This is a genomic window from Micromonospora sp. C95, from assembly GCF_018070465.1.
In the GTDB taxonomy this organism is placed as follows: domain Bacteria; phylum Actinomycetota; class Actinomycetes; order Mycobacteriales; family Micromonosporaceae; genus Micromonospora.
Genome location: NZ_JAGPXT010000035.1, coordinates 1 through 19,321, shown reverse-complemented (window position 1 = coordinate 19,321; position 19,321 = coordinate 1). Strand labels below are relative to the sequence as shown.

Annotated in this window: 17 protein-coding genes; 7 read left to right on the top strand and 10 right to left on the bottom strand. The window is 70.6% G+C overall.

Annotated features, from left to right (window positions below; genetic code table 11):
• Positions 1-7 precede the first annotated feature (7 nt).
• The 6 genes from KBX00_RS26270 (at position 8) to KBX00_RS26245 (ending at position 7,782) form a co-directional block, all read left to right on the top strand.
• Positions 8-1,507: an SCO6880 family protein gene (locus KBX00_RS26270; protein ID WP_210830744.1), complete on the top strand. Its 1,500-nt coding sequence runs from the start codon at positions 8-10 to the stop codon at positions 1,505-1,507.
• A 74-nt stretch (positions 1,508-1,581) separates the two neighbouring features.
• The gene (locus KBX00_RS26265; RefSeq protein ID WP_301548657.1) at positions 1,582-3,303 is read left to right on the top strand and encodes an ATP/GTP-binding protein; all 1,722 of its coding nucleotides are present in this window, start codon (positions 1,582-1,584) and stop codon (positions 3,301-3,303) included.
• Positions 3,300-5,063, top strand: coding sequence for a TraM recognition domain-containing protein (locus KBX00_RS26260; protein WP_210830743.1), 1,764 nt, complete (start codon positions 3,300-3,302; stop codon positions 5,061-5,063). The genes KBX00_RS26265 and KBX00_RS26260 overlap by 4 nt, the downstream gene beginning before the upstream one ends.
• A gap of 3 nt (positions 5,064-5,066) precedes the next feature.
• Positions 5,067-6,518 (top strand): glycoside hydrolase family 19 protein, encoded by a 1,452-nt coding sequence (locus KBX00_RS26255; RefSeq protein ID WP_210830742.1) that lies wholly within the window; start codon positions 5,067-5,069, stop codon positions 6,516-6,518.
• A 142-nt stretch (positions 6,519-6,660) separates the two neighbouring features.
• Complete coding sequence (locus tag KBX00_RS26250) at positions 6,661-7,110, top strand: DUF4913 domain-containing protein (protein WP_210830741.1); 450 nt, start codon at positions 6,661-6,663, stop codon at positions 7,108-7,110.
• Positions 7,111-7,287: 177 nt separating this feature from the next.
• Positions 7,288-7,782, top strand: coding sequence for a sigma-70 family RNA polymerase sigma factor (locus tag KBX00_RS26245; RefSeq protein ID WP_210830740.1), 495 nt, complete (start codon positions 7,288-7,290; stop codon positions 7,780-7,782).
• A gap of 26 nt (positions 7,783-7,808) precedes the next feature.
• On the opposite strand, the gene KBX00_RS26240 is transcribed toward KBX00_RS26245, so the two are convergent.
• From KBX00_RS26240 to KBX00_RS26195, 10 genes are all read right to left on the bottom strand, one after another.
• The gene (locus KBX00_RS26240; RefSeq protein WP_210830739.1) at positions 7,809-8,267 is read right to left on the bottom strand and encodes a response regulator transcription factor; all 459 of its coding nucleotides are present in this window, start codon (positions 8,265-8,267) and stop codon (positions 7,809-7,811) included.
• A gap of 204 nt (positions 8,268-8,471) precedes the next feature.
• On the bottom strand, positions 8,472-9,131 hold the full coding sequence (locus KBX00_RS26235) for a response regulator transcription factor (protein ID WP_210830738.1): 660 nt from the start codon (positions 9,129-9,131) through the stop codon (positions 8,472-8,474).
• A gap of 7 nt (positions 9,132-9,138) precedes the next feature.
• The gene (locus KBX00_RS26230) at positions 9,139-10,335 is read right to left on the bottom strand and encodes a sensor histidine kinase (protein ID WP_210830737.1); all 1,197 of its coding nucleotides are present in this window, start codon (positions 10,333-10,335) and stop codon (positions 9,139-9,141) included.
• Between the two features lie 10 nt (positions 10,336-10,345).
• Entirely contained in the window at positions 10,346-11,149 is an 804-nt protein-coding gene (locus KBX00_RS26225; RefSeq protein WP_210830736.1) for a hypothetical protein, read from the bottom strand.
• Positions 11,150-11,407: 258 nt separating this feature from the next.
• The gene (locus KBX00_RS26220) at positions 11,408-12,415 is read right to left on the bottom strand and encodes a LacI family DNA-binding transcriptional regulator (RefSeq protein ID WP_210830735.1); all 1,008 of its coding nucleotides are present in this window, start codon (positions 12,413-12,415) and stop codon (positions 11,408-11,410) included.
• Positions 12,416-12,434: 19 nt separating this feature from the next.
• Positions 12,435-13,805: a GH1 family beta-glucosidase gene (locus KBX00_RS26215; RefSeq protein WP_210830734.1), complete on the bottom strand. Its 1,371-nt coding sequence runs from the start codon at positions 13,803-13,805 to the stop codon at positions 12,435-12,437.
• Entirely contained in the window at positions 13,802-14,635 is an 834-nt protein-coding gene (locus KBX00_RS26210; RefSeq protein WP_210830733.1) for a carbohydrate ABC transporter permease, read from the bottom strand. Before KBX00_RS26210 ends, KBX00_RS26215 begins: the two co-directional genes overlap by 4 nt.
• 76 nt (positions 14,636-14,711) lie before the next feature.
• A complete protein-coding gene (locus KBX00_RS26205) occupies positions 14,712-15,719 on the bottom strand; it encodes a carbohydrate ABC transporter permease (protein ID WP_210830732.1) in 1,008 nt (335 codons plus the stop codon).
• A 113-nt stretch (positions 15,720-15,832) separates the two neighbouring features.
• The gene (locus KBX00_RS26200; protein ID WP_210830731.1) at positions 15,833-17,140 is read right to left on the bottom strand and encodes an ABC transporter substrate-binding protein; all 1,308 of its coding nucleotides are present in this window, start codon (positions 17,138-17,140) and stop codon (positions 15,833-15,835) included.
• Between the two features lie 228 nt (positions 17,141-17,368).
• Entirely contained in the window at positions 17,369-18,133 is a 765-nt protein-coding gene (locus tag KBX00_RS26195) for a maleylpyruvate isomerase family mycothiol-dependent enzyme (RefSeq protein WP_210830730.1), read from the bottom strand.
• 70 nt (positions 18,134-18,203) lie between these two features.
• Between KBX00_RS26195 and KBX00_RS26190 the strand changes: the two genes are divergently transcribed.
• Positions 18,204-19,286, top strand: a complete 1,083-nt coding sequence (locus KBX00_RS26190; RefSeq protein ID WP_210830729.1) for a UDP-N-acetylmuramate dehydrogenase — start codon at positions 18,204-18,206, stop codon at positions 19,284-19,286.
• Positions 19,287-19,321 lie beyond the last annotated feature (35 nt).

Here is a 19,321-nt window from a genome sequence, read left to right as displayed (position 1 = left end):
GTTCATCGTGAGTACGACAGCGGAATCCCTCAAGACACCGACGTACGGCAACTGGCGTCGCCCCCGCAAGGCCGGGCTGGGCTCGCTGGGCCTGGTCGGGACCGTCGGCCTGTTCGGTGCGCTGGTGCTGGTCCTGGTCTCCTCGATGGTCTCGCTGAACGCGGCGGTGGTGGTGGGGCTGCCGTTCGCGGTGCTGCTGGCCCCGCTCGCGGTCCGTACCCAGGACGGCCGCAACGTCTACGACATGGCGGCCGTCCGGATCGGGTGGCTGCGCCGCAGGTCCAAGCGGCAGCACCTGTACGCCGCCGGACCGCTCTCGACGCGCCCGGGCGGCCGGTTCCGTCCACCCGGGCTGCTCAGCCGGGTGACCATGATCGAGGGCCGCGACCCGTACGACCGCCCCTTCGGAGTGCTCCACCACCGCAACCGCAACCAGTACACCATCGTGCTCGGCTGCGAGCCGGACGGTGGTTCCCTCGTCGACCCCGACCAGGTCGACACCTGGGTGGCGCTCTGGGGTGAGTGGCTGTCCCGGCTGTCGCACGAGCCGGGGTTGCGGGGTGCCTCCGTGGTGATCGAGACCGCACCGGACCCGGGCACCCGCCTCGCCACCGAGGTGCTGGGTCGCATCTCCCCGAACGCGCCGGCCGCCGCGCGGGCCGTGATGGAGGAGGTGGTGCAGACCTACCCGGACGCGTCGTCGGAGATGAACACCTTCCTCACCCTCACCTACTCGGCCCCCGGCGGCGCCCGGCGGGACCACGACGCGATGCTCGCCGACCTGGCGCTGCGGCTGCCCGGCGTGCTGGGCGGGCTGGTCGCGGCGGGCGGCGGGTCGGCGGAACCACTGTCGGCCGAGCGAATCGCCGAGGTCGTCCGGGTCGCCTACGACCCGGCCGTCGCCGCGGAGGTGCTCGACGTACGGGCCCAGCACGGCGGGACCGGGCTGGAGTGGGCCGACGCCGGACCGGCCGCCACCGTGGAGACGGTCACCCACTACCAGCACGACTCCGGGGTGTCCCGCAGCTGGCTGCTGACCCTGGCACCACGCGGCACCGTGCGATCCGGCGTGCTGCGTAGCCTGCTGGACCCGGCACTCGGCGTCCGGCGCAAACGGGTGGCCCTGGTCTACCGCCCGATCGACCCGGCGACCTCCGCCAAGATCGTCGAGTCGGACCGTCGGAACGCCCAGTTCATGGCCAACTCGACCCGTGGCCTGGTCCGGGCCCGCGCACTCTCCGAGATCGAGGCCGCCGAGCAGACCGCGGCGGAGGAGGCTTCCGGTGCGGGTCTGGTGGAGTTCTCGATGCTTGTGACGCTCACCGTCGACTCGGTCGCTGACGCCCGGGACGCCGACGTGACCATGCGGAACCTCCTGGGCGCCACCCGCATCGCGATGCGCCCGGCCGACCGGATGCAGGCCGCCGCGTTCGCCTGCGCCCTTCCGGTCGGCATCCTGCCCTGGGAGCAGACGATGGTGCCGCACGAGTTGCGGGAGGCGTTGTGACGCCCACCGGCGGCGCCCGGCCGCTGGATCTCGGTGCCGGCTGGCCGAGGCACGCCTCCGGTCCGGTCACGGCAATGTCCGATCTGGTGGTACCGGCGGCGGAGGCGCAGGACCGGGAACCCGACGAGACCGGCAAGCAGACCACCCGGGCGCTGCGGCGGGCGCGCCGACAGCAGGCCCAGCAGGACGCGGCCGAGCGGCGGTACCTGCGGCGGCTGGCCAAGGCCAACGCGGACGACAGCGTGCCGCACCGTGGCTCGTACGTCCTCGGCGGAGGTCGGGTGGCCCCGTTGGATCCGCCCACCATGTGGCGGGCCACCACCGTGCAGGCCTGCGGGCTCTGGCCGTTCGCCTCCGGTTCCGGCGCACCGATGACCGGCGTACCGCTCGGGCAGCACCTCCACACCGGTGCCACCGTCTGCGGTGACCCGCTCAACTGGTTCACCCGGGCCCGGTACATCTCCAACCCGTCGCTGTTCATGCTGGGCATGCCCGGTCTCGGCAAGTCGACGCTGATCAACCGGATGCTGATCGGGCTGAGTGCACAGGGCGTGGTGCCGCTGGTGCTCGGTGACCTGAAACCCGACTACGCCGACACGGTTCGCGCCCTCGGCGGACAGGTCATCTCCATCGCCCGTGGCGTCGGTGGACTGAACATCCTGGACCCGGGCGCGATGGGTATGGCCGCGGCGAGGATCGGCGGGCAGGCGGGGCAGGCGCTGGCCGCCGAGACCCACGGCCGGGTGCTCAACATGGTCGCGGCGCTGCTCACCATCGTCCGGGGCGCGCCGATCAGCGACCACGAGCAGTCGGTGCTCTCCGCCTGCCTGCGCCACCTGCGCGAGCGCACCGCGGTGGGGCAGACCTTCCGGCTACCCGACCTGCTCAACGTGCTGGAGGAGGGGCCGCCACGGGTGCGGCAGGTAACCCTCGACCGTGGTCAGGAGGCCCGCTACCGCGACGCCGTGGACCCGCTGCACCGATCACTTCTCGGCATCCTCGACGGTCCGCTCGGCGACACCTTCGCCGCGGAGACCTCGACCAGGATCGACCCGGACGCCACCGCGGTCTGCGTCGACATCTCCCGCATCGGTGAGGCCGACGGGCAGCTTACCGCCGCCGCGATGCTCGCGGCATGGTCGGACGGGCTGGGTACGGTGGCCGCGTCGCACGCCCTGGCCGACGCGGGACTGGCGCCCCGGCGCTGGTTCTTCACCGTGCTCGACGAGTTGTGGCGACCGCTGCGGGCCGCCTCCGGCATCGTCGATCGCATCGATGCCCTCACCCGACTGAACCGTTCCCTCGGCCTCGCCGACGCGAAGATCACCCACACGCTCAAGGACGCCGAGGCGCTCGGCAACGAGGCCGACAAGGCCAAGGCCCGGGGTTTCGTCGAGCGCGCCGGCATGGTCGCCTGCGCCGGGTTACCCAGGGCGGAGATGGAGGACCTGGGCCGAGTGGTGGGGCTGTCCCGGCGCGAGATCGAGCTGGTGTCGTCCTGGTCGTCGCCGCCCGGCTGGGCCCAGGACGGTGGCAACGAGGAGCCGCCCGGCCGGGGCCGCTTCCTGATCAAGGTTGGCGGTCGACCCGGCATTCCGATCCGGGTCGCGATCACCGGCGCCGAACGCCACCTGCACGACACGAACACCCGCTGGATCGCCAACGGTGAGGCGGAACGGCTGCTGGCCGAGCGGGCCGCGGTGGTGCGCGCGGTCACCGGCGGCGACCTGTCCGGTACGGCCGGTCCGACCGGACACCGAGACGGCCGCGAGCAGCAGGGTGCGGGGCACCGATGAGCCGCCCGGGTGGGGTCGGGAACGAGTACCTGCCGTGGCTGATTCCCGGCTTCGCACTGGTCAACCTGGTGGTCTTCGCCCTGCTGTGGCTGGGTGGCGCGATCGCCGTCGCGGTTACCGGGCACGGCTGGCAACCCGCACCGTTCACCCTGGAGGTCTACCTCAGCCTGGTCAGCGGGGCCACTGGGGAGGTCTGGCCGCAGGTGCCGCCGTACCTGGTCTACGGCGGGGCGGTCACGCTGGTCCTGCTCGGCAGCACCCCGGCGGTCGTACTCGCGCGTGGACTGGTGCGCCGGCTGCGGGAACCCCGCAGTCTGGCCCGGTCCGGCGAACTCAGCGGCCTGATCGGCAAGGAACGTGCGTCCCGCGCCCGCGACCTGCGCCCGTCGCTCAAGGACCGTCCCCGGCTGAGCCCGGACGACACCGGGAACCTGCTCGGCGACCTCGTGCCCGCCGGTCCCGAGCTGCGCTCCTCCTACGAAGACGTGGAACTGGACCTGATGGCGCCACGGGCCGGGAAGTCCACCGGGATAGCCGTTCCACGGGTGCTGCGGGCCCCCGGAGCGGTCATGCTGACCTCGAACAAGTCCGACGTCTTCACCGTCACCCGACAGGAGCGCACGAAGGTCGGCCGGGTCTGGACCTTCGACCCGCAGGGCATCGCGTACACCGAGCGCGAGATGTGGTGGGACCTGCTCAGTGGCTGCGACACCATCGAAGGCGCCCGACGGCTGGCCGGCCATTTCGTCAGCTCCGTCAACGACGACTCGTCGAAGAAGGACTTCTGGATCGCGGCGGCCCAGAACACGCTTACGGCACTGTTCCTCGCCGCCTCCCGCAGCGGCGAGTCCGTCAACGAGCTGCTGGGCTGGCTCGCGGACCCGGCCGACCGGACGCCGGTGGACCTGCTCCGCGATGTCGGCATGGCGGCCATGGCCGACCAGTTGCAGGGCACGGTACGCGGCGCCGTCGAGACCCGCGACGGCATCTACGAGACCGCCCGGCAGTGTGTGGCCTGCCTGCTCGATCCGGAGATCGTGGCCTGGGTCAGCCCCGACCCGGACCGCCCGGAGTTCGTCCCGGACGAACACGTCCTCGGCCGGGACACCCTCTACCTGCTCTCCAAGGACGGTGGCGGCTCCGCCGCCGGGGTGATCGCCGGGCTGGCGGATGCCGTGATCCGTGCCGGAGTGGTGGCCGCCGAGCGGATGGGCGGGCGGCTGGACCCGCCGATGACCGCCGTGCTGGACGAGGCCGCAAACGTCTGCCGCATCTCCGACCTACCGGACCTCTACAGCCACCTCGGCTCCCGAGGCATCAGCGTGGTCACCCTGTTGCAGAGCTATCGGCAGGGGGTGCGGGTCTGGGGCGAGGCGGGGATGGACGCGCTGTGGAGCGCCGCCACCATCAAGCTGCTCGGCGCCGGGCTCGACGACGCCGACTTCGTCGACAAGGTCGCCCGGCTGGTCGGCCAGCACGACGTGCGGACCCCGACCTACTCCCGGTCCAGGGACGGCTCCTCCCGGTCGGTGTCGTACCGACAGGAGCAGGTGCTGCCGGCGGACAAGATCCGAGCCCTGCCCAAGGGCACCGCGCTGCTGCTGGCCACCGGTGTCCGGCCGGCGCTCATCCGGCTGCGTCCCTGGTACAAGGAGGCGAACGCCGGGATGATCTCCGCGGCGGCCAGGGCCGAGGTGCAGGCCATCACCGAACGTGCGGCGGAGCGGTGGAGTCGCCGCGAGTCCGGCCAGGTCGGCTGAGCCATGGCGGTGCGGAAGATGCAGTCGGCCGGGCGGGCGACGAAGCCGCTGACCAAGTTCGACTCGGCGCAGCTGGCATGGTTGATCATCTCGGCGATCGGAACGCTGCCGCTGGCACTGCTGGCGATGCTGGCCCTGATCGTGCTGATCGTCATCTTCGCGATGGCCGGCGGGTCGCAGATGACGTCGGCCTCGTCCTCGCCCGACTCGTCAACCGGCGGCGGATCAGCCGTCAACACCAACGCCCTGATCGAGATGTCCGGCGGAGACGGCCGGGGCAGCTTCAACGCGACGAGTGTGCCGGATGAGGATCTGGTCGCGCCGATCAGGTCCGCCGCCGGCACGTGCGATCTGCTGACGCCGGTGATCATCGCGGCGCAGATCGAGTACGCATCCGGGTTCGACGCGGACCAGGAGGGCCCCGGCGGTCGCAAGGGGCTGTCGCAACTGACGCCCGAGGTGTTCGACGAGTACGGCGAGGACGACGACGACAGCGGCGAAGCCTCCGTACTCGACGACGAGGACTCGATCCACGCCCACGCCCGATACTTCTGTCACCTGGCCGAGGAGACCGACCGGCTGCTGTCCGAGGACAAGGTGGTCGGCGACCACCTCACCCTGACCCTGATGGCCTGGGAGATGGGCCTGGAGACGGTCGAGGCCCAGGGCGGCATGCCGGTCCTCGCCCTGGGCAGCTACCCGTTCCAGGTCCGGGGGCTCTTCGCGAAGTACACCCGCGACGGCGAGGAGTCCGACCCCCCGACGGATCCGCCGACGCAGCACGCCTCGGCCGGAGATCCGGACAACGAACCGGACCCGGATGCCGAAGGGGCGCGGCTGCTCAGCGAGTCCACGTTCGACGCGATGTTCCCCGGCCGGAACTCCTTCTACACCTACGCCGGACTGACCGACGCGATGGAGAAGTTCCCCGCCTTCGCCGGCACCGGAGATCAGCAGACCCGCAAGCGGGAACTGGCCGCCTTCCTGGCCAACATCGACCACGAGTCGGGCGGACTGGTACACGTCGAGGAGATCAACCGGGATGCCTGGGGCAACTACTGCGACACCGGTCAGCCCTACGGGTGCCCCGCCGGGCAGACCGCGTACCACGGTCGTGGACCGATCCAGCTGAGCTGGAACACCAACTACAAGGCGGCCGGCGACGCACTCGGCCTGGACCTGCTCAACGAGCCCGACCTGGTGCGCAACGACGCCTCGGTGGCCTGGCAGACCGCGCTCTGGTTCTGGATGACCCAGAGCGGGGCGGGCACGACGACGGCGCACGCGGCGATCACCGGTGGCGGCGGATTCGGCGAGACCATCCGGACCATCAACGGCGCCCTGGAGTGCGGCGGCCGGAACACCGCGCAGGTGCAGGCCCGGGTCGACGCGTACGAGCGGTTCGCCGCCGCCCTGGGCGTCGATCCCGGTAGCGAGGACACCCTCACGTGCTAGGCCCTGTGTCGAAGTCCCTGGCCGGCCTGCGTCGCCTGGACTCCGCCTCGGCTCGACCGAGGACTTCGACACAGGGCCTAGGCCCCAGCGTCGGCCGGGCCGACATGTCCGACACCGACGAGTGCGATGTGGAGCGACCACCATGACGCAACCGATCCCGCCCGGCGAACCGGCCTCGGTGCCGACGGTCACCGACGACGAGGCGGAGGCCACCGACCAGGACAAACCCTTCTTCATCCTGTACCTCGACGGGGCGGAGTACGTCGAGGAACTCCGACGGCTCTCGATGTGGGTGGAAGACCTCCTGCTCCCGGTGTACGGCGGGGAGGTCAGCTCCAACTCGCCGTGGTGTCCCCGCTGGCGGGAACACCCGGAGGCGATCGCCTACCTGCACGGACTCTGGCTCGCCTGGCAGGAGCGGACCGGCGCGCAAGCGCAACCGTCCGACCCGGCGATGTGGCACCAGAGCTACCTCTGGCCGACCATGGAGGCGCTGCGCAGCCCCAACGGCCCGTTCGCGGGCTGCAAACCCGGCTCGCACCGCCCGAAGGAGCGGCCCGAGGTCGAAGAGGACGACTACCTGACCGGATGAACCAGCGCCCGGGTGACGAGCTGCGTCCTGGGTCCTTTGCCTCAGGCATCCCGGCCCTGCCGGTCGCTAGCGTCCGGTACGCCGCGTACACCATCCCGGCCGCAGGAGGCGATCGCCCTGTCCACCGACGTCTGCCCGACGAGATCGGTCGGCACCGACACCGAGGCTGCGCGCCGGATGCAGGCGATCTTCGCCGCGAACTCCCGACCGCTGTATTCCTTTCTGCTTCGCCTGACCCGGGGCCAGCGCGAACTCGCCGAGGATCTGATGCAGGAGACCATGCTGCGGGCGTGGCGTCGGTTGGCGGAGCTGCCGCCGGAGGCGGACACCGTACGCCGGTGGCTCTTCATAGTCGCCCGACATCTGATGATCGATGCCGCTCGGGCCCGCGCCGCCCGGCCGACCGAGATCTACGGGATCGACGTGGGCTGGATGGCGTCGTCGGACAACGCCTTCGAAGGCATCGTGGACCGGATCACCCTGGCCGACGCGCTCCGCAGGATCACTCCCGAGCACCGTGCCGTGCTCGTCGAGCTCTACTACGGCGGTGCCTCGGTCGCCGAGGTGGCGACCCGGATCGGGATTCCGGAGGGTACGGTGCGGTCACGGTCGTTCTACGCCCTGCGCGCCGCGCGGGGAGCCCTCGACAGGAGCGACGAACTGGTGTCCTGACCCGGCGGGACCGGGTACGCCCCGGGCTACCGCGCGCTCCGCAGCTGCCAGGTCGCCGCGGCCACCGCCACCGGTGATAGCCAGCCCAGGCCGGCGGCGACCGCACGAACGGCACCGAGCAGGTCGGACGCCTCGAAGTGGCCGTACACCAGACAGCCACGCACCGGTGCGCAGAGCAGTTCCCTGATCGCGCTGTGTTCGGCGGCACCGGTCAGCACGATCACTCGCGACCATCGGGCCAAGGCTTGGATCAGATCCCGGTTGTCCGGCGCATTGACCCGCTCGTCGAGCAGGACCACGGCGGGACGCTGCCGGTGTGCCAAGGTCACCGCCGCGTCGCCGTCGTCGGTGAGCGTGACGACCCGTATCCGTTCGCCGGAGTCGAGTACCGCCCCAAGAGCGGCCCGCTCCGCCGCGTCGGGATGAACGATCAGGGCGGTCACCGGGTCGGTGCCGATCCGCGGCCGTTCGCTGGCGTCCCTCATCCGTCGATCGGCCGGTCCCTCGATCATCGGCCCACCGAAAGATCCGTCGCCCATAGCTGTCCCATCCGAGGGTGTGCCGGGCGGTAGGGCCCGTCGTCCATACGACGCAGGCACGGACGATGGCGTTCAGCCGGTCCAGCGCGATCCGTTCAGGCCGTCAGCTCGACAGGGCGGCCACCCCGTGCGTCGCGCGGCCCGGCTCGGCTACTGCTGACCCGTCCACCGCACCACCGCCTCGGTACGGTTGGTGGCCTGCAACTTGGTGAAGATGCTCGCGAGGTGGTTCTTGACCGTCTTCTCGGTCAGCAGCAGTTGGCGGGCGATCGCCGCGTTCGCGTGCCCGGCGCACAGCAGCGCCATCACGTCCTGCTCGCGCCGGGTCAGGCCGAACCTCTCGCGCCGCGCCCGGGTTCCCTCGGCGCGGACCGCGTCTTCCTGCTCGCGGGCCGCCTGCTCGCGAAGCATGGCGATGGTGACCGAGGCACCACGGGCCGACAGCCAGCCCTCGCCGGCGGCCACCGCCCGGACCGCACGCAGCAACTCGGCGGGGTCGAACTCACCGTGCACCAGGTAGCCGTGGGCACCGCCGCGCAGCATCCCGGCGATCAACTCGTCGGCGTCGTCGCTGGTCAGGACGAGGACGCGGGAGTACTCCGCGAGCTGGCTGACCACGCTGAGACCGTCGGCGATCGGCATCCGGTGATCCAGCAGCGTCACGCCCGGACGCAGCCGCCGCGCCACGGTCACCGCGGTCCGTCCGTCCGGTGCCTCACCGACCACGGTCACATCGCCGGCGCTCGCGAGGTAGCCGCGCAAGGCCATCCGAACGATCGGGTTGTCGTCGACGATCAATACTTCGATCATGGTTGTCTCATCCGCCGAACCGGGCCGAGGCAGCGTCGGCGGTAGCCGACAGCGGAACCTGGGCCACCACAGTGGTACCCGACCCGCCGAGGGAGTCGACGTGCACTGAGCCGCCGACCGTCTGGGCGCGTTCCGCCATGCCGATGATCCCGAAGCTGCCGCTGCTGGACAGCTCCGTCAGCTCACCGGGCGGAACGAAGCCCACGCCGTCGTCCTGGATGGTCAGTACCACCCGACCCGCTCGCTGCCGCAGACTCACCTGGACCAGGGTCGCGTTCGCGTGTCGGGCCACGTTCTCCAACGCTTCGTCAAGGATGTGGGTCAGCTCGTATCGGACCGCCGGGGTCGGCTCCTCGACAGCGCTGACGTCGAGCCGCGTGGGCACCCTGCTCCACTCCGTCCAGCCGCGACAGACCTGGCGCAGATGCTCGGCAAACGGCCGGTCGAGTGCGTCCTTGCGCAACCCGGTGAGCAGTTCGCGGGCCTCCCGGATGGCGGTGTCGGCTCCGGCGGAGACGGTGCTGGCGAGCTCCTCGGCCAGGTCGGGCTGCCGGCGGAGCAGGGTGGGGAGGGCGACGGCGGCGAACGAGACACCGCGTAGCGTCTTCGCGACCGAGTCGTGCAACTCGCGTGCCAGCCGTGCCCGCTCGGAGGCCGCCGCCGAGTGGTAGGCGCTGGCCACCGTGGCGATCGAAGCGTCGAGATAGCGGGCCAGGGCCGCTGTCAGCACGGCCGCACCGTACCCGCAGACGATGTCCATCATCGGGAATGCCAGGACGAAGGGCGCGGCGACGGAGTCGGCTGTCCCGCCGGTTCGGAGCAGGTGTGTCGCCACGGCCAGTCCGAGGCCGGCGTCAGCGACCCAGAGGGGTAGCGCGAGGGTCCCCAGCAGGGTGCCGGTGAGTGCGGCGAAGCCGGCGGCGTAGCAGAAGAAGGCCACGTTTCCCTGACTGAGCACCAGTACCGCGATCATGATTGCCGCGTCGACGACCAGGAAACCCAACCGCCATCGGATGACGCCGGGCCATCGACCCAGCACGGTGACCTGCACGCAGGTGGTCACGGTGATGAGCAGGAGGACGCCGAGCGTCTGCCAGGGATCGTCGGCGAGCCGGATGCCGACGCCCACCGCTGCCAGCGTCAGCGCCAACCTGCCGAGCAAGATGGCTCGGCACAGCGCGACGTACGCGACGAATCGGCTCATCCGCGCACAGTCAGCTTATGGTGATCTTGTCGATGTCGGGAGCTGGACCGGCGTCGTTGTAGAAGGCCATGCTGACCCGTCCCGCCGGGACCGTCGCCGTGTACCGGAAGGTGCGCGGGATGTCCCAGTCCGTGCCGGTCAGGCGGTGCGTGGTTGGTGCGGCACCGTTGATGGAGATCTGGATACTGCGCTCACCGTTGACCGTGTAACTCACGGTTATGGTCCGACTGCCGGCGGTCGCCGTGGTGAGGTAGGCGGTGAGCCTGCCCACGTAGCGGACCCGGGCACCGCCCTCGCAGGCGCCACAGACGGCGATGCCGGCACCTTCGGTGAGCAGGTTGGCCGGGTCCTCGGCCTCCACACTGGCCGGCCGGAACGGCAGCGTCCCGCTGGAGCCGTCCGGCTCGGCGGACGGCGATGGCGGCGGTGCGGCGGCCACCGGCGGCGGTGCGGTCGTCACCGGCCTGGCCGACTGGCCCGGCGCCGGTTTCGAGATCGGTCCGCCGTTGGCCGCGTTCGGCCCGGTTGCCGCCGTAGTTAGCTGTGAGGCCGGGCCGACCGAGGTCGCCAGCGGGCTGGCGGTGGCCGACGGTGGCGGGACGGTCTGGTTGCCCGTGGCGGCGGGGGCGGCGGTGCCATCGGGCCGGCTCTCGTCGGGGGTCAGTAACCACGGGACCGCGATCGAGGCCAGTGCGATCACGCCGGCCAGGGTGGAGATTCCCACCAACTGCCAGGTGCGGGTCGAGCGGTCCGGTGCCCCGCCGGAGACGCGATGGCTCGGATCGGCCGCATTCAACGCCGTTTCGGTCGGCACCGTTCGACTCCCCCACGGATCGCGCCACGAACCACTGTGCGTGACGGGCCCACCGTACATACCGGAATTGGGTGCAGACAATGCAGGACCTGCCCGATCCGGGCGCGATCAACGGCTCATCGGGCAGTGGCTCCATTCCGACGCCCCTGTTGGGAAAGGCCCGGCGGTTGAGGGACCGCGAGGCGTAATGAGGACGCAATGCCGAACATCACAGTCCACATATTTCACGGCGCTGGGCGTATCGGCGTCGCCCCGGGCTCAGGCGGATTGGCGGATGATCAGCTCGGTGGGCAGGATGAGCGCCGGCTCGACCTGTTCGCCGGCGGCGAGGCGGAGCAGCAGCCGGGTGCCCTGCCGGCCCAACTCCACTATCGGTTGCCGGACGGTGGTCAACGGCGGATCGGTGTAAGCGGCGGTCTCGATGTCGTCGAAGCCGATCACCGCCACGTCCTCCGGCACCCGCCGTCCCGCCTCGCGCAGCGTACGCAGGGCGGCATGCGCCATCAGGTCCGACGCGGCGAATACGGCATCGAGGTCGGGATGGGCGGCGAGCAGTTCGCGCATCGCCGCCGCTCCGGACTCACGGGTGAAGTCGCCGACCGCCACCATCTCGGGCAGCCCGGCGGCGGCGACGGTGTCCAGGTACCCGGTCAGCCGCTCGATCCCGGCGACCATGTCCTGCGGCCCGGCGATGGTGGCGATCCGGCGCCGGCCGTTGTCGATCAGGTGCCGTACCGCGCGGGTGACCCCGCCGACCTGGTCGACGTCGATGTACGGCACCTCCGCCCCGTCGAGCGGCCGGCCGCTGCACACCACCGGGATGCCCAGCGCGGCCAGCCGGGCGGGCAGTGGATCGGCCCCGTGCAGCGAGGCGAACAGCACCCCGTCGACGTGTCGGCCGGTGGTGTACCGGGCGACCCGTTCATGCCCGGCCGGCGACCCGGCCAGCATCAGCACCAGCTGTTTGTCGGCGGCCTCCAACTCCTGGGCGGCGCCGCGGATGATCCCCGGGAAGACCTGGTCGTCGGAGAAGACCCGGGTGGCCTCCTCCGGCATCACCAGGGCGATCGAGTCGGTCCGCTGGGTGACGAGGGTGCGTGCGGCCAGGTTCGGCACGTACCCCAACTCGGCGACCGCCTGGCGGACCGCCTCCTGGATCGGCTCGGCGACCGTGGTCGACCCGTTCACCACCCGGGAAACGGTGGCCCGGGACACCCCGGCCCGTCGTGCCACCGCTTCCAGAGTGGGCCGCTGCGCCCCCGTCATCGGAGAAACCACCACCTCGTCACAGCCCGTTCCGGGAGATCACCTCCTGGTACCACCGGGCGCTGGACTTCGGTGTACGCCGCTGAGTGAGGTAGTCGACGTGCACGATGCCGAATCGCTTACGGTACCCCTCGGCCCACTCGAAGTTGTCAAGCAATGACCATACGAGATAGCCGCGCAGGTCGACGCCCCGGGCGATGGCCTCGTGCGCGGCCCGCAGGTGGCCGTCGAGGTAGGCGACCCGGTCCGAGTCCTGAAGCGGGGTCGTCGGGTCGGCGGTCTTGTCCGGGAAAGCCGCACCGTTCTCGGTGATCAGCAGCGGCACCGCCGGGTAGTCGGTGGCGATGCGTTCCAGCAGCCGGGTCAGCCCGGCCGGCTCGATCATCCAGCCCATGTCGGTGAGCGGGCCGACCGGCGCCAGGAACTGCACCCGCCCCTCGGTGCCGGGGTACGCCCCACCACCGCCGGCACCGTCCGATCGGCCCGCGACGTAGGTGGGCGCGTAGTAGTTGATCCCGAGCAGGTCGATCGGCGCCGCGATGGTCTTCTCGTCCTCGTCCCGGACGAAGGTGGGCTCGACGAACCGTGCGACGTGCTCGCGGACGTCGTCCGGGTACCCGCCGACCAGCAGTGGATCGAGGAAGATCCGGTTGTGCAGTCCGTCGACCAGACGTACGGCCGCGGCGTCGGCGGTGCTGTTCGGGTCGGCGGGGCGTACGTCTGCGGGATTGAGCGTGACCCCGACGCGGCCGGCGCCGCCCGCGCGCAGCGCCTGGGTCGCCAGGCCGTGCGCGAGCAGCAGGTGGTGCACGGCGGCGAAGGCTGCCCCCGGGTCCTGCACGCCGGGGGCGTGCACGCCGTTGCCGTAGCCGAGGTACGCCGAACACCACGGCTCGTTGAGCGTGGTCCAGGTGCCGACCCGGTCGCCCAGGCGGGCGTACAGGGCGCTGGCGTAGGTGGCGAAGTGCTCGGCGGTGTCCCGGCTGGTCCACCCGCCCCGATCCTGCAACGTCTGCGGCAGGTCCCAGTGGTAGAGCGTGACGATCGGGTCGATTCCCCGGCCCAGCAGCGCGTCCGTCAGCCGGTCGTAGAAGTCCAGGCCGCGAGGGTTTACCGGGCCGCTGCCGTCGGGCTGGATGCGGGGCCAGGACACCGAGAAGCGGTACGCCTGCAACCCCAGCTCCGCCATCATCGCGACGTCGTCGGCGTAGCGGTGGTAGTGGTCGCAGGCGACGTCACCGGTGTGACCGGCGTGCACCTTGCCCGGCGTACGGCTGAAGGTGTCCCAGATCGACGGGCCGCGCCCGTCGTCGCGGGCCGCCCCCTCGATCTGGTACGCCGCGGTGGCCGCACCCCAGAGAAAGTTGTCCGGGAATCTCAACTCAGTCACGCCTTGACCGCACCTTCCATGATCCCGCCGATGATCTGGCGGCCGAACAGGACGAATACCAGCAGCAGGGGCAGCGTGGCGATGGCCGTGCCGGTGAAGACCTGGGACATGTCCTGGTAGTAGCCGTCAGACAGGGCCCGCAACGATAGTTGCACGGTGGGATTCTCCGGGTCGTTGAGCACCGCGTACGGCCAGAGGAAGTCGTTCCAGGTGGTCATGAAGGTGAGCAGGCCGAGGACGGCGGCGGCTGGCCGCAGGGCCGGCACCACCACGTTCCAGTAGACGCGGGCGGTACCGCAACCGTCCACCCGGGCGGCCTCGATCAGCTCACTGCTGACCGCCTGCCCGGCGTACTGCCGCATCATGAACACCCCGAACCCGGTGACCAGGGCGGGCATGATCACGGCCGGCAGGCGGTCGTTCAGGTTCAGCTTCGTCATCAGGATGTACAACGGAATGACGCCCAGTTGGGTGGGCACCATCATCGTGGCAATGATGATCATCAGAAGTGCGTTGCTGCCCCGGAACCGCAGCTTCGCGAAGGCGAACCCGGCAATGGTGGAGAAGAAGACCACCGAGACGGTGACCGTGATCGCGACGATCGCCGAATTGATCAGGCCGGTCAGGAAGTAGGCATCGGTGTTGGCGAACAGTCGGGCGATGTTCGCACCCAGGTTGCCGCCGGGCGTCACCGGCGGTGGCAGTTGGCCCATCGCGTCACTGGACCGGCTGGCCACCACGAACATCCAGTAGATCGGGAAGACCGACATGACCCCGGCGGCGACGAGTGCGAAGTAGGTGAGCGGGCTCGCCCGCCACAACCGGCTCATCGCGCCACCTCGCTGCGCTCGCTCACCGGAGCCACCTCGCTGCGCTCGCTCACCGGAGCCACCTCGCTGCGCTCGCTCATCGGGAGCCTCCCTTCCGCTTGCCGGTGTCCGGCCGGGCGCCGGCACCGAGCCGGCGGATGATCAAGACGTTGATCGCCGCGACGATGGCGATCAGGGCGAAGAGCAGCCAGGCGACAGCGGACCCGTAGCCGAAGTTGTAGTACGGCGCGAAGGCATTCTCGAACATGTACATGGTCATCGTCTGCGACTCGCGCATCGGCCCACCCCGGATCGCATTGGTGCCGGAGTGGAACAGCCGGGGCTCGGTGAACAGTTGCAGCCCGCCGATCGTGGAGATGATGACGCAGAAGATGATCGTGGGCTTGAGCAGCGGCACGGTGATGGTCCAGAACTGCCGGGCCCGGTTCGCGCCGTCGATCGCCGCCGCCTCGTACAGATCGCGGGGAATGGCCTGCATGGCGGCCAGGAAGATCAATGCGTTGTAGCCGGTCCAGCGCCAGTCGACCATCGTCGAGATGGCCACCCAGGAGGCGAACCGGTTCGACTTCCACTCGATGCCGTCGACGCCGACCAGGTCGAGCAGCCAGTTGACCATGCCGAACTCGCGGCCGAACAGCACCCCGAACACGATCGCCACGGCGGCCGTGGAGGTGACGTTCGGCACCAGCACCGTCATCCGCCAACCGGTACGCATCCGCAACTGCCGGTTGAGCAGGTTCGCCAACCAGAGCGCGGCGAGCAACTGCGGGACCGTGCTGAGGACGAAGATGCCGAGGGTGTTGACCACCGAGTGCCAGAAGTCACTGTCCGCCAGCAGTCGGGTGTAGTTGTCCGCGCCGATGAACGTGGGATTGCTGCCCAGCAGGTCCCAGTCGTGCAGCGAGACCCAGAAGGTGTACGCCAGCGGCCAGGCCCCGAAGATCGCGAAGATCACGAAGAACGGGGCGATGTAGAGATAGGGCGAGTACTTCGCGTCGATCCGGCTCAGCCGGCCGGCCCGGGACGGGCGGGTGGCACGCGGCGCCGGTGTGCCCGGCGGGCGCGCGTCGAGCTGCAACGCCATGACCCGTTGACTCCTTTCCACGCCCCCGCCCCGCGCCGGTCCAGTGCGGGCCGCGTACACCTGCGAATCGCGGCGGAGCCTGGACCGGCGGCGGGGAGGGGGCCTCGGGTCGGTTACTTGGCGGCAGCCTTCTTGGCGTTGTCGACCGCGTCCTGCCACCCCTGCTCGGGCGTACGCTGGCCCAGCTCGACGGTGCGGACCGCGTTCTCCACCTCGGTGCGGACGGCCTGGTTCTTCGGGCCCATGTAGACCGGCTTCAGCGTCTTCGCGCCCTCGCCGAAGATCTTGCCGACCGGCGCGTCGGAGAAGTACGCGTTGGTGGCCTCGGTGATCGCCGGGTCGTCAAGCGCCTGCGGCGAGGACGGCAGCGGACCCTTGGCCTTGAAGGCGCCGATGTGACCCTCGGCGCTGGTCAGGAACTTGACCAGCTTGACCGCCTCCTCCTGGTGCTTGCTCTGCTGCGGCACGGCCAGGTGCGAGCCGCCCCAGTTGCCGCCGTTGCCGGGCACCCGGGCGATGTCCCACTTGCCCTTGGCCTCCGGCCCGGCGTTGCCCTCGATCACGCCGGTCATCCAGGCGGGGCAGGCGATGGTGGCGAACTTGGCCTGCTTGAAGGCGGAGACCCACTCCTCCGACCAGGAGCCGTACTTGCCGGACAGGCCGGCGCTGACGATGTTCATGGTGATGTCCCAGGCCTGCTTCACCGCCGGGTTGCTGTCCACCACCAGGTTGTCGCTGGTGTCGTAGTAGTGGTAGCCCTGCGCGTTGCCGGCGGTCTGGAGCACGATCGTGTTGAAGGTGTTGGTGGCCGCGTCCAGGAACGAGGCGCCGGTGTTGGCGGCCTTGAACTTCTCGCCGGTGGCGATGTAGTCCGCCCAGGTCGGCCAGAGTGCGGAGACCTGCTCCCGGTCGGTCGGCAGGCCGGCCTTGTCGAAGAGGTCGGTGCGGTAGCACATGGCCATGCCGCCGACGTCGGTGCCGAGCCCGATCAGCTTCTGGCCGTCGGCGGTGAGCCCCTGGTTCCACTTCCACTCCAGGAAGTTGCCCTTGAGGTCGGCGGCACCGTGGTCGAGCAGGTTGACGAAGTTGTCCGGGTTGGCCTTGTACTCGACCATCAGGCCCTCTTCGATGGCCACCACGTCGCCGGCGCCCTTGCCCGCGGCGAGCCACTGGGTCAGCTTCGGCGAGTACTCGTCGAGGTTGCCGCCGGTGCCCCGCTCGACGATCTTGATGTTCGGGTTGTCGTCCATGTACTGCTGGTAGAGCTGCTCGTAGCCGAACTGGCCGAAGACGTCGACGGTGAGCGTTATCGTGCCGTCCCCGGCGGCCTCGTCGCCGCCGCCACAGCCGCCGGTGACGAGCAGGACGCCGGTGGCGGCCAGAGCGACCGCCGCGAGGCGGTGACGCGGGAATGTGCCCATTGTCTGATGACCCCTCTCAGGTCGGGTGGTGGTAGAAGGCTCTGAGAGCGCTCTCTCGTAGCCTGCGGCCCGCCCCGGGACCGTGTCAAGAGAGCGCTCTCTCGGCACCCATCACAGAATGGCCACAACCGGCCCGCCGTCCACCCAGGTCAATTGATCATGAGGTTGGCGGCAACTGAGGAGATCAACTCTGCCGCCAACCTCATGATCAACGAGGTCGGGAGGGGGTCAGCCGGTGCGGACGCCGTCGAGCAGGGTGCGGTCGCCCACCACGGTCAGGGTGTCGAAGCTGACCCGGCCCCAGAGCGCCAGCAGCAGATCGCTGGCGGTGCCGGTGACCTGAACCCGGGCGTGGTGGTCGTCGTGGTCGAGGATGGTGCCGGTGTCGAGCAGGGCGACCCCCTCGCCACGCAGCCGCAGATACCACTCGTGGTCGGCGTCGGTGGCGGTCAACCGGACCACGCCCGCCCACGGGCCGCCCGACCTGCGCCGGCCCGCCGGCAACCAGGTGTCCAGCACCTCGCTCACCCCGTCGGCCGCGAGCTTGGCCTCGACCGGCTCACCGGCGGCGATGGCGAGTTGGGCGTCCCAGCGGTGCACCGCCGTCTCGTGGGCCATCCGGCGCGGCCAGAAGCCGGCCTTCTTCGGCTGGGGGGCCCAGTTCCACGCCGGTGCCTCCGGATCGAGGGTGTCGAAGAGCGCCATCAGGTCGTCGTACGCCTGCTGCCACTGCTGCACGGCGGTGACGCCCGCCGCCGGCTCGACCGGCTGTGACCGGTTCTGCTGCGGCGCCGCCGGGTCGCCCGAGCCGGCCACGTCGTGCACCCACCGGTAGACGCCGGCGAGGTGACGGGTCAAATCGGTCACGGTCCAACCGGGACAGGACAGCACGGGTGTCTCGGGCGGCGCCTCGGCCACCGCGGCGGCGAAAGCCGGGCCCTCCGCCCGCAGTGCGCCAATCCAGAAATCCTTGCTGCCGTGCAATCTGCTCATCGCCATCCTCCCGGGGGTGACCGGGCCACCAGTGGGTGCCACGGCTACCCCTCAGCCTAGGGTGAGAGGCGTGTCCGACGTCTACGCCCAGCCGACAGCCGCCGCGCAACCCGCCAGCACGGACGATCTGGCGCAATACACGACATTGTGCGTGGGTGGGCCGGCCGGCCGGGTCGTGACCGCCGGCAACGCCGACGAGATCGTCAGCCGGGTACGCGAGGCGAACGCCGAGGTTCTCCTGATCGCCGGCGGTAGCAACGTGGTGATCGGTGACGGTGGCTTCCCCGGCACGGTGGTCCTGGTCCGCTCCCGGGGGCTGCGGGTGCTCGCCGAGGACGAGCAGACCGTGACGGTACGGGTCGAGGCCGGTGAGCCGTGGGACGACCTGGTCGCCGCGACGGTACGCAACGGCTGGTCGGGGCTGGAGTGTCTGTCCGGCATCCCCGGCTCGACCGGTGCCACCCCGATCCAGAACGTCGGAGCGTACGGGCAGGAGGTCGCCGAGACCATCACCGCCGTGCAGGTCTACGACCGGGCGGCCGGCACGGTCGGGCAGGTCGAGGCCGTCGACTGCGGCTTCGCCTACCGGTCGAGCGTCTTCAAGTACAACGAGCGCTGGGTGGTGCTGTCGGTGGACTTCCGGCTGGCCCGCTCGCCGCTGTCCGGCCCGGTGCGCTACGCGGAGCTGGCCCGGGCGCTCGGCGTCGAGGTCGGTGACCGGGTGCCGCTGGCCCAGGCCCGGGCCACGGTGCTGGGACTGCGCGCCGGCAAGGGCATGGTGCTCGACGCGGGCGACCCCGACACCCGCTCCGTCGGCTCGTTCTTCACCAATCCGGTCCTCGACGCCGCGGCGTACGAGCAACTGCGGCAGCGGGCCGCCGACCTGGGTGAGCCGCCGGCCTGGCCCGGTGCCGGTGACCTGGTCAAGGTCAGCGCTGCCTGGTTGATCGACAAGGCCGGCTTCGGCAAGGGGTATCCCGGCCCCGAGGGCACCGCCATCTCCACCAAGCACACCCTCGCCCTGACCAACCCCACCGGCACCGCCAGCACCCGGGCTCTGCTCACCCTGGCCCGCGAGATCCGCGACGGCGTCCGCACCCGCTTCGGCGTAACCCTCCACCCCGAACCCGTCCTAATCAACTGCACCCTCTAACACGACCCCACCCACCCCCACCCCCACCCCCGCCC

Coding starts and splice junctions, on each gene's coding strand:
- KBX00_RS26265 (WP_301548657.1), top strand. CDS start 1,582: ATGTCCGATCTGGTGGTACCGGCGGCGGAGGCGCAGGACCGGGAACCC.
- KBX00_RS26260 (WP_210830743.1), top strand. CDS start 3,300: ATGAGCCGCCCGGGTGGGGTCGGGAACGAGTACCTGCCGTGGCTGATT.
- KBX00_RS26255 (WP_210830742.1), top strand. CDS start 5,067: ATGGCGGTGCGGAAGATGCAGTCGGCCGGGCGGGCGACGAAGCCGCTG.
- KBX00_RS26250 (WP_210830741.1), top strand. CDS start 6,661: ATGACGCAACCGATCCCGCCCGGCGAACCGGCCTCGGTGCCGACGGTC.
- KBX00_RS26245 (WP_210830740.1), top strand. CDS start 7,288: ATGCAGGCGATCTTCGCCGCGAACTCCCGACCGCTGTATTCCTTTCTG.
- KBX00_RS26240 (WP_210830739.1), bottom strand. CDS start 8,267: ATGAGGGACGCCAGCGAACGGCCGCGGATCGGCACCGACCCGGTGACC.
- KBX00_RS26235 (WP_210830738.1), bottom strand. CDS start 9,131: ATGATCGAAGTATTGATCGTCGACGACAACCCGATCGTTCGGATGGCC.
- KBX00_RS26230 (WP_210830737.1), bottom strand. CDS start 10,335: ATGAGCCGATTCGTCGCGTACGTCGCGCTGTGCCGAGCCATCTTGCTC.
- KBX00_RS26220 (WP_210830735.1), bottom strand. CDS start 12,415: ATGACGGGGGCGCAGCGGCCCACTCTGGAAGCGGTGGCACGACGGGCC.
- KBX00_RS26210 (WP_210830733.1), bottom strand. CDS start 14,635: ATGAGCCGGTTGTGGCGGGCGAGCCCGCTCACCTACTTCGCACTCGTC.
- KBX00_RS26205 (WP_210830732.1), bottom strand. CDS start 15,719: ATGGCGTTGCAGCTCGACGCGCGCCCGCCGGGCACACCGGCGCCGCGT.
- KBX00_RS26200 (WP_210830731.1), bottom strand. CDS start 17,140: ATGGGCACATTCCCGCGTCACCGCCTCGCGGCGGTCGCTCTGGCCGCC.
- KBX00_RS26195 (WP_210830730.1), bottom strand. CDS start 18,133: ATGAGCAGATTGCACGGCAGCAAGGATTTCTGGATTGGCGCACTGCGG.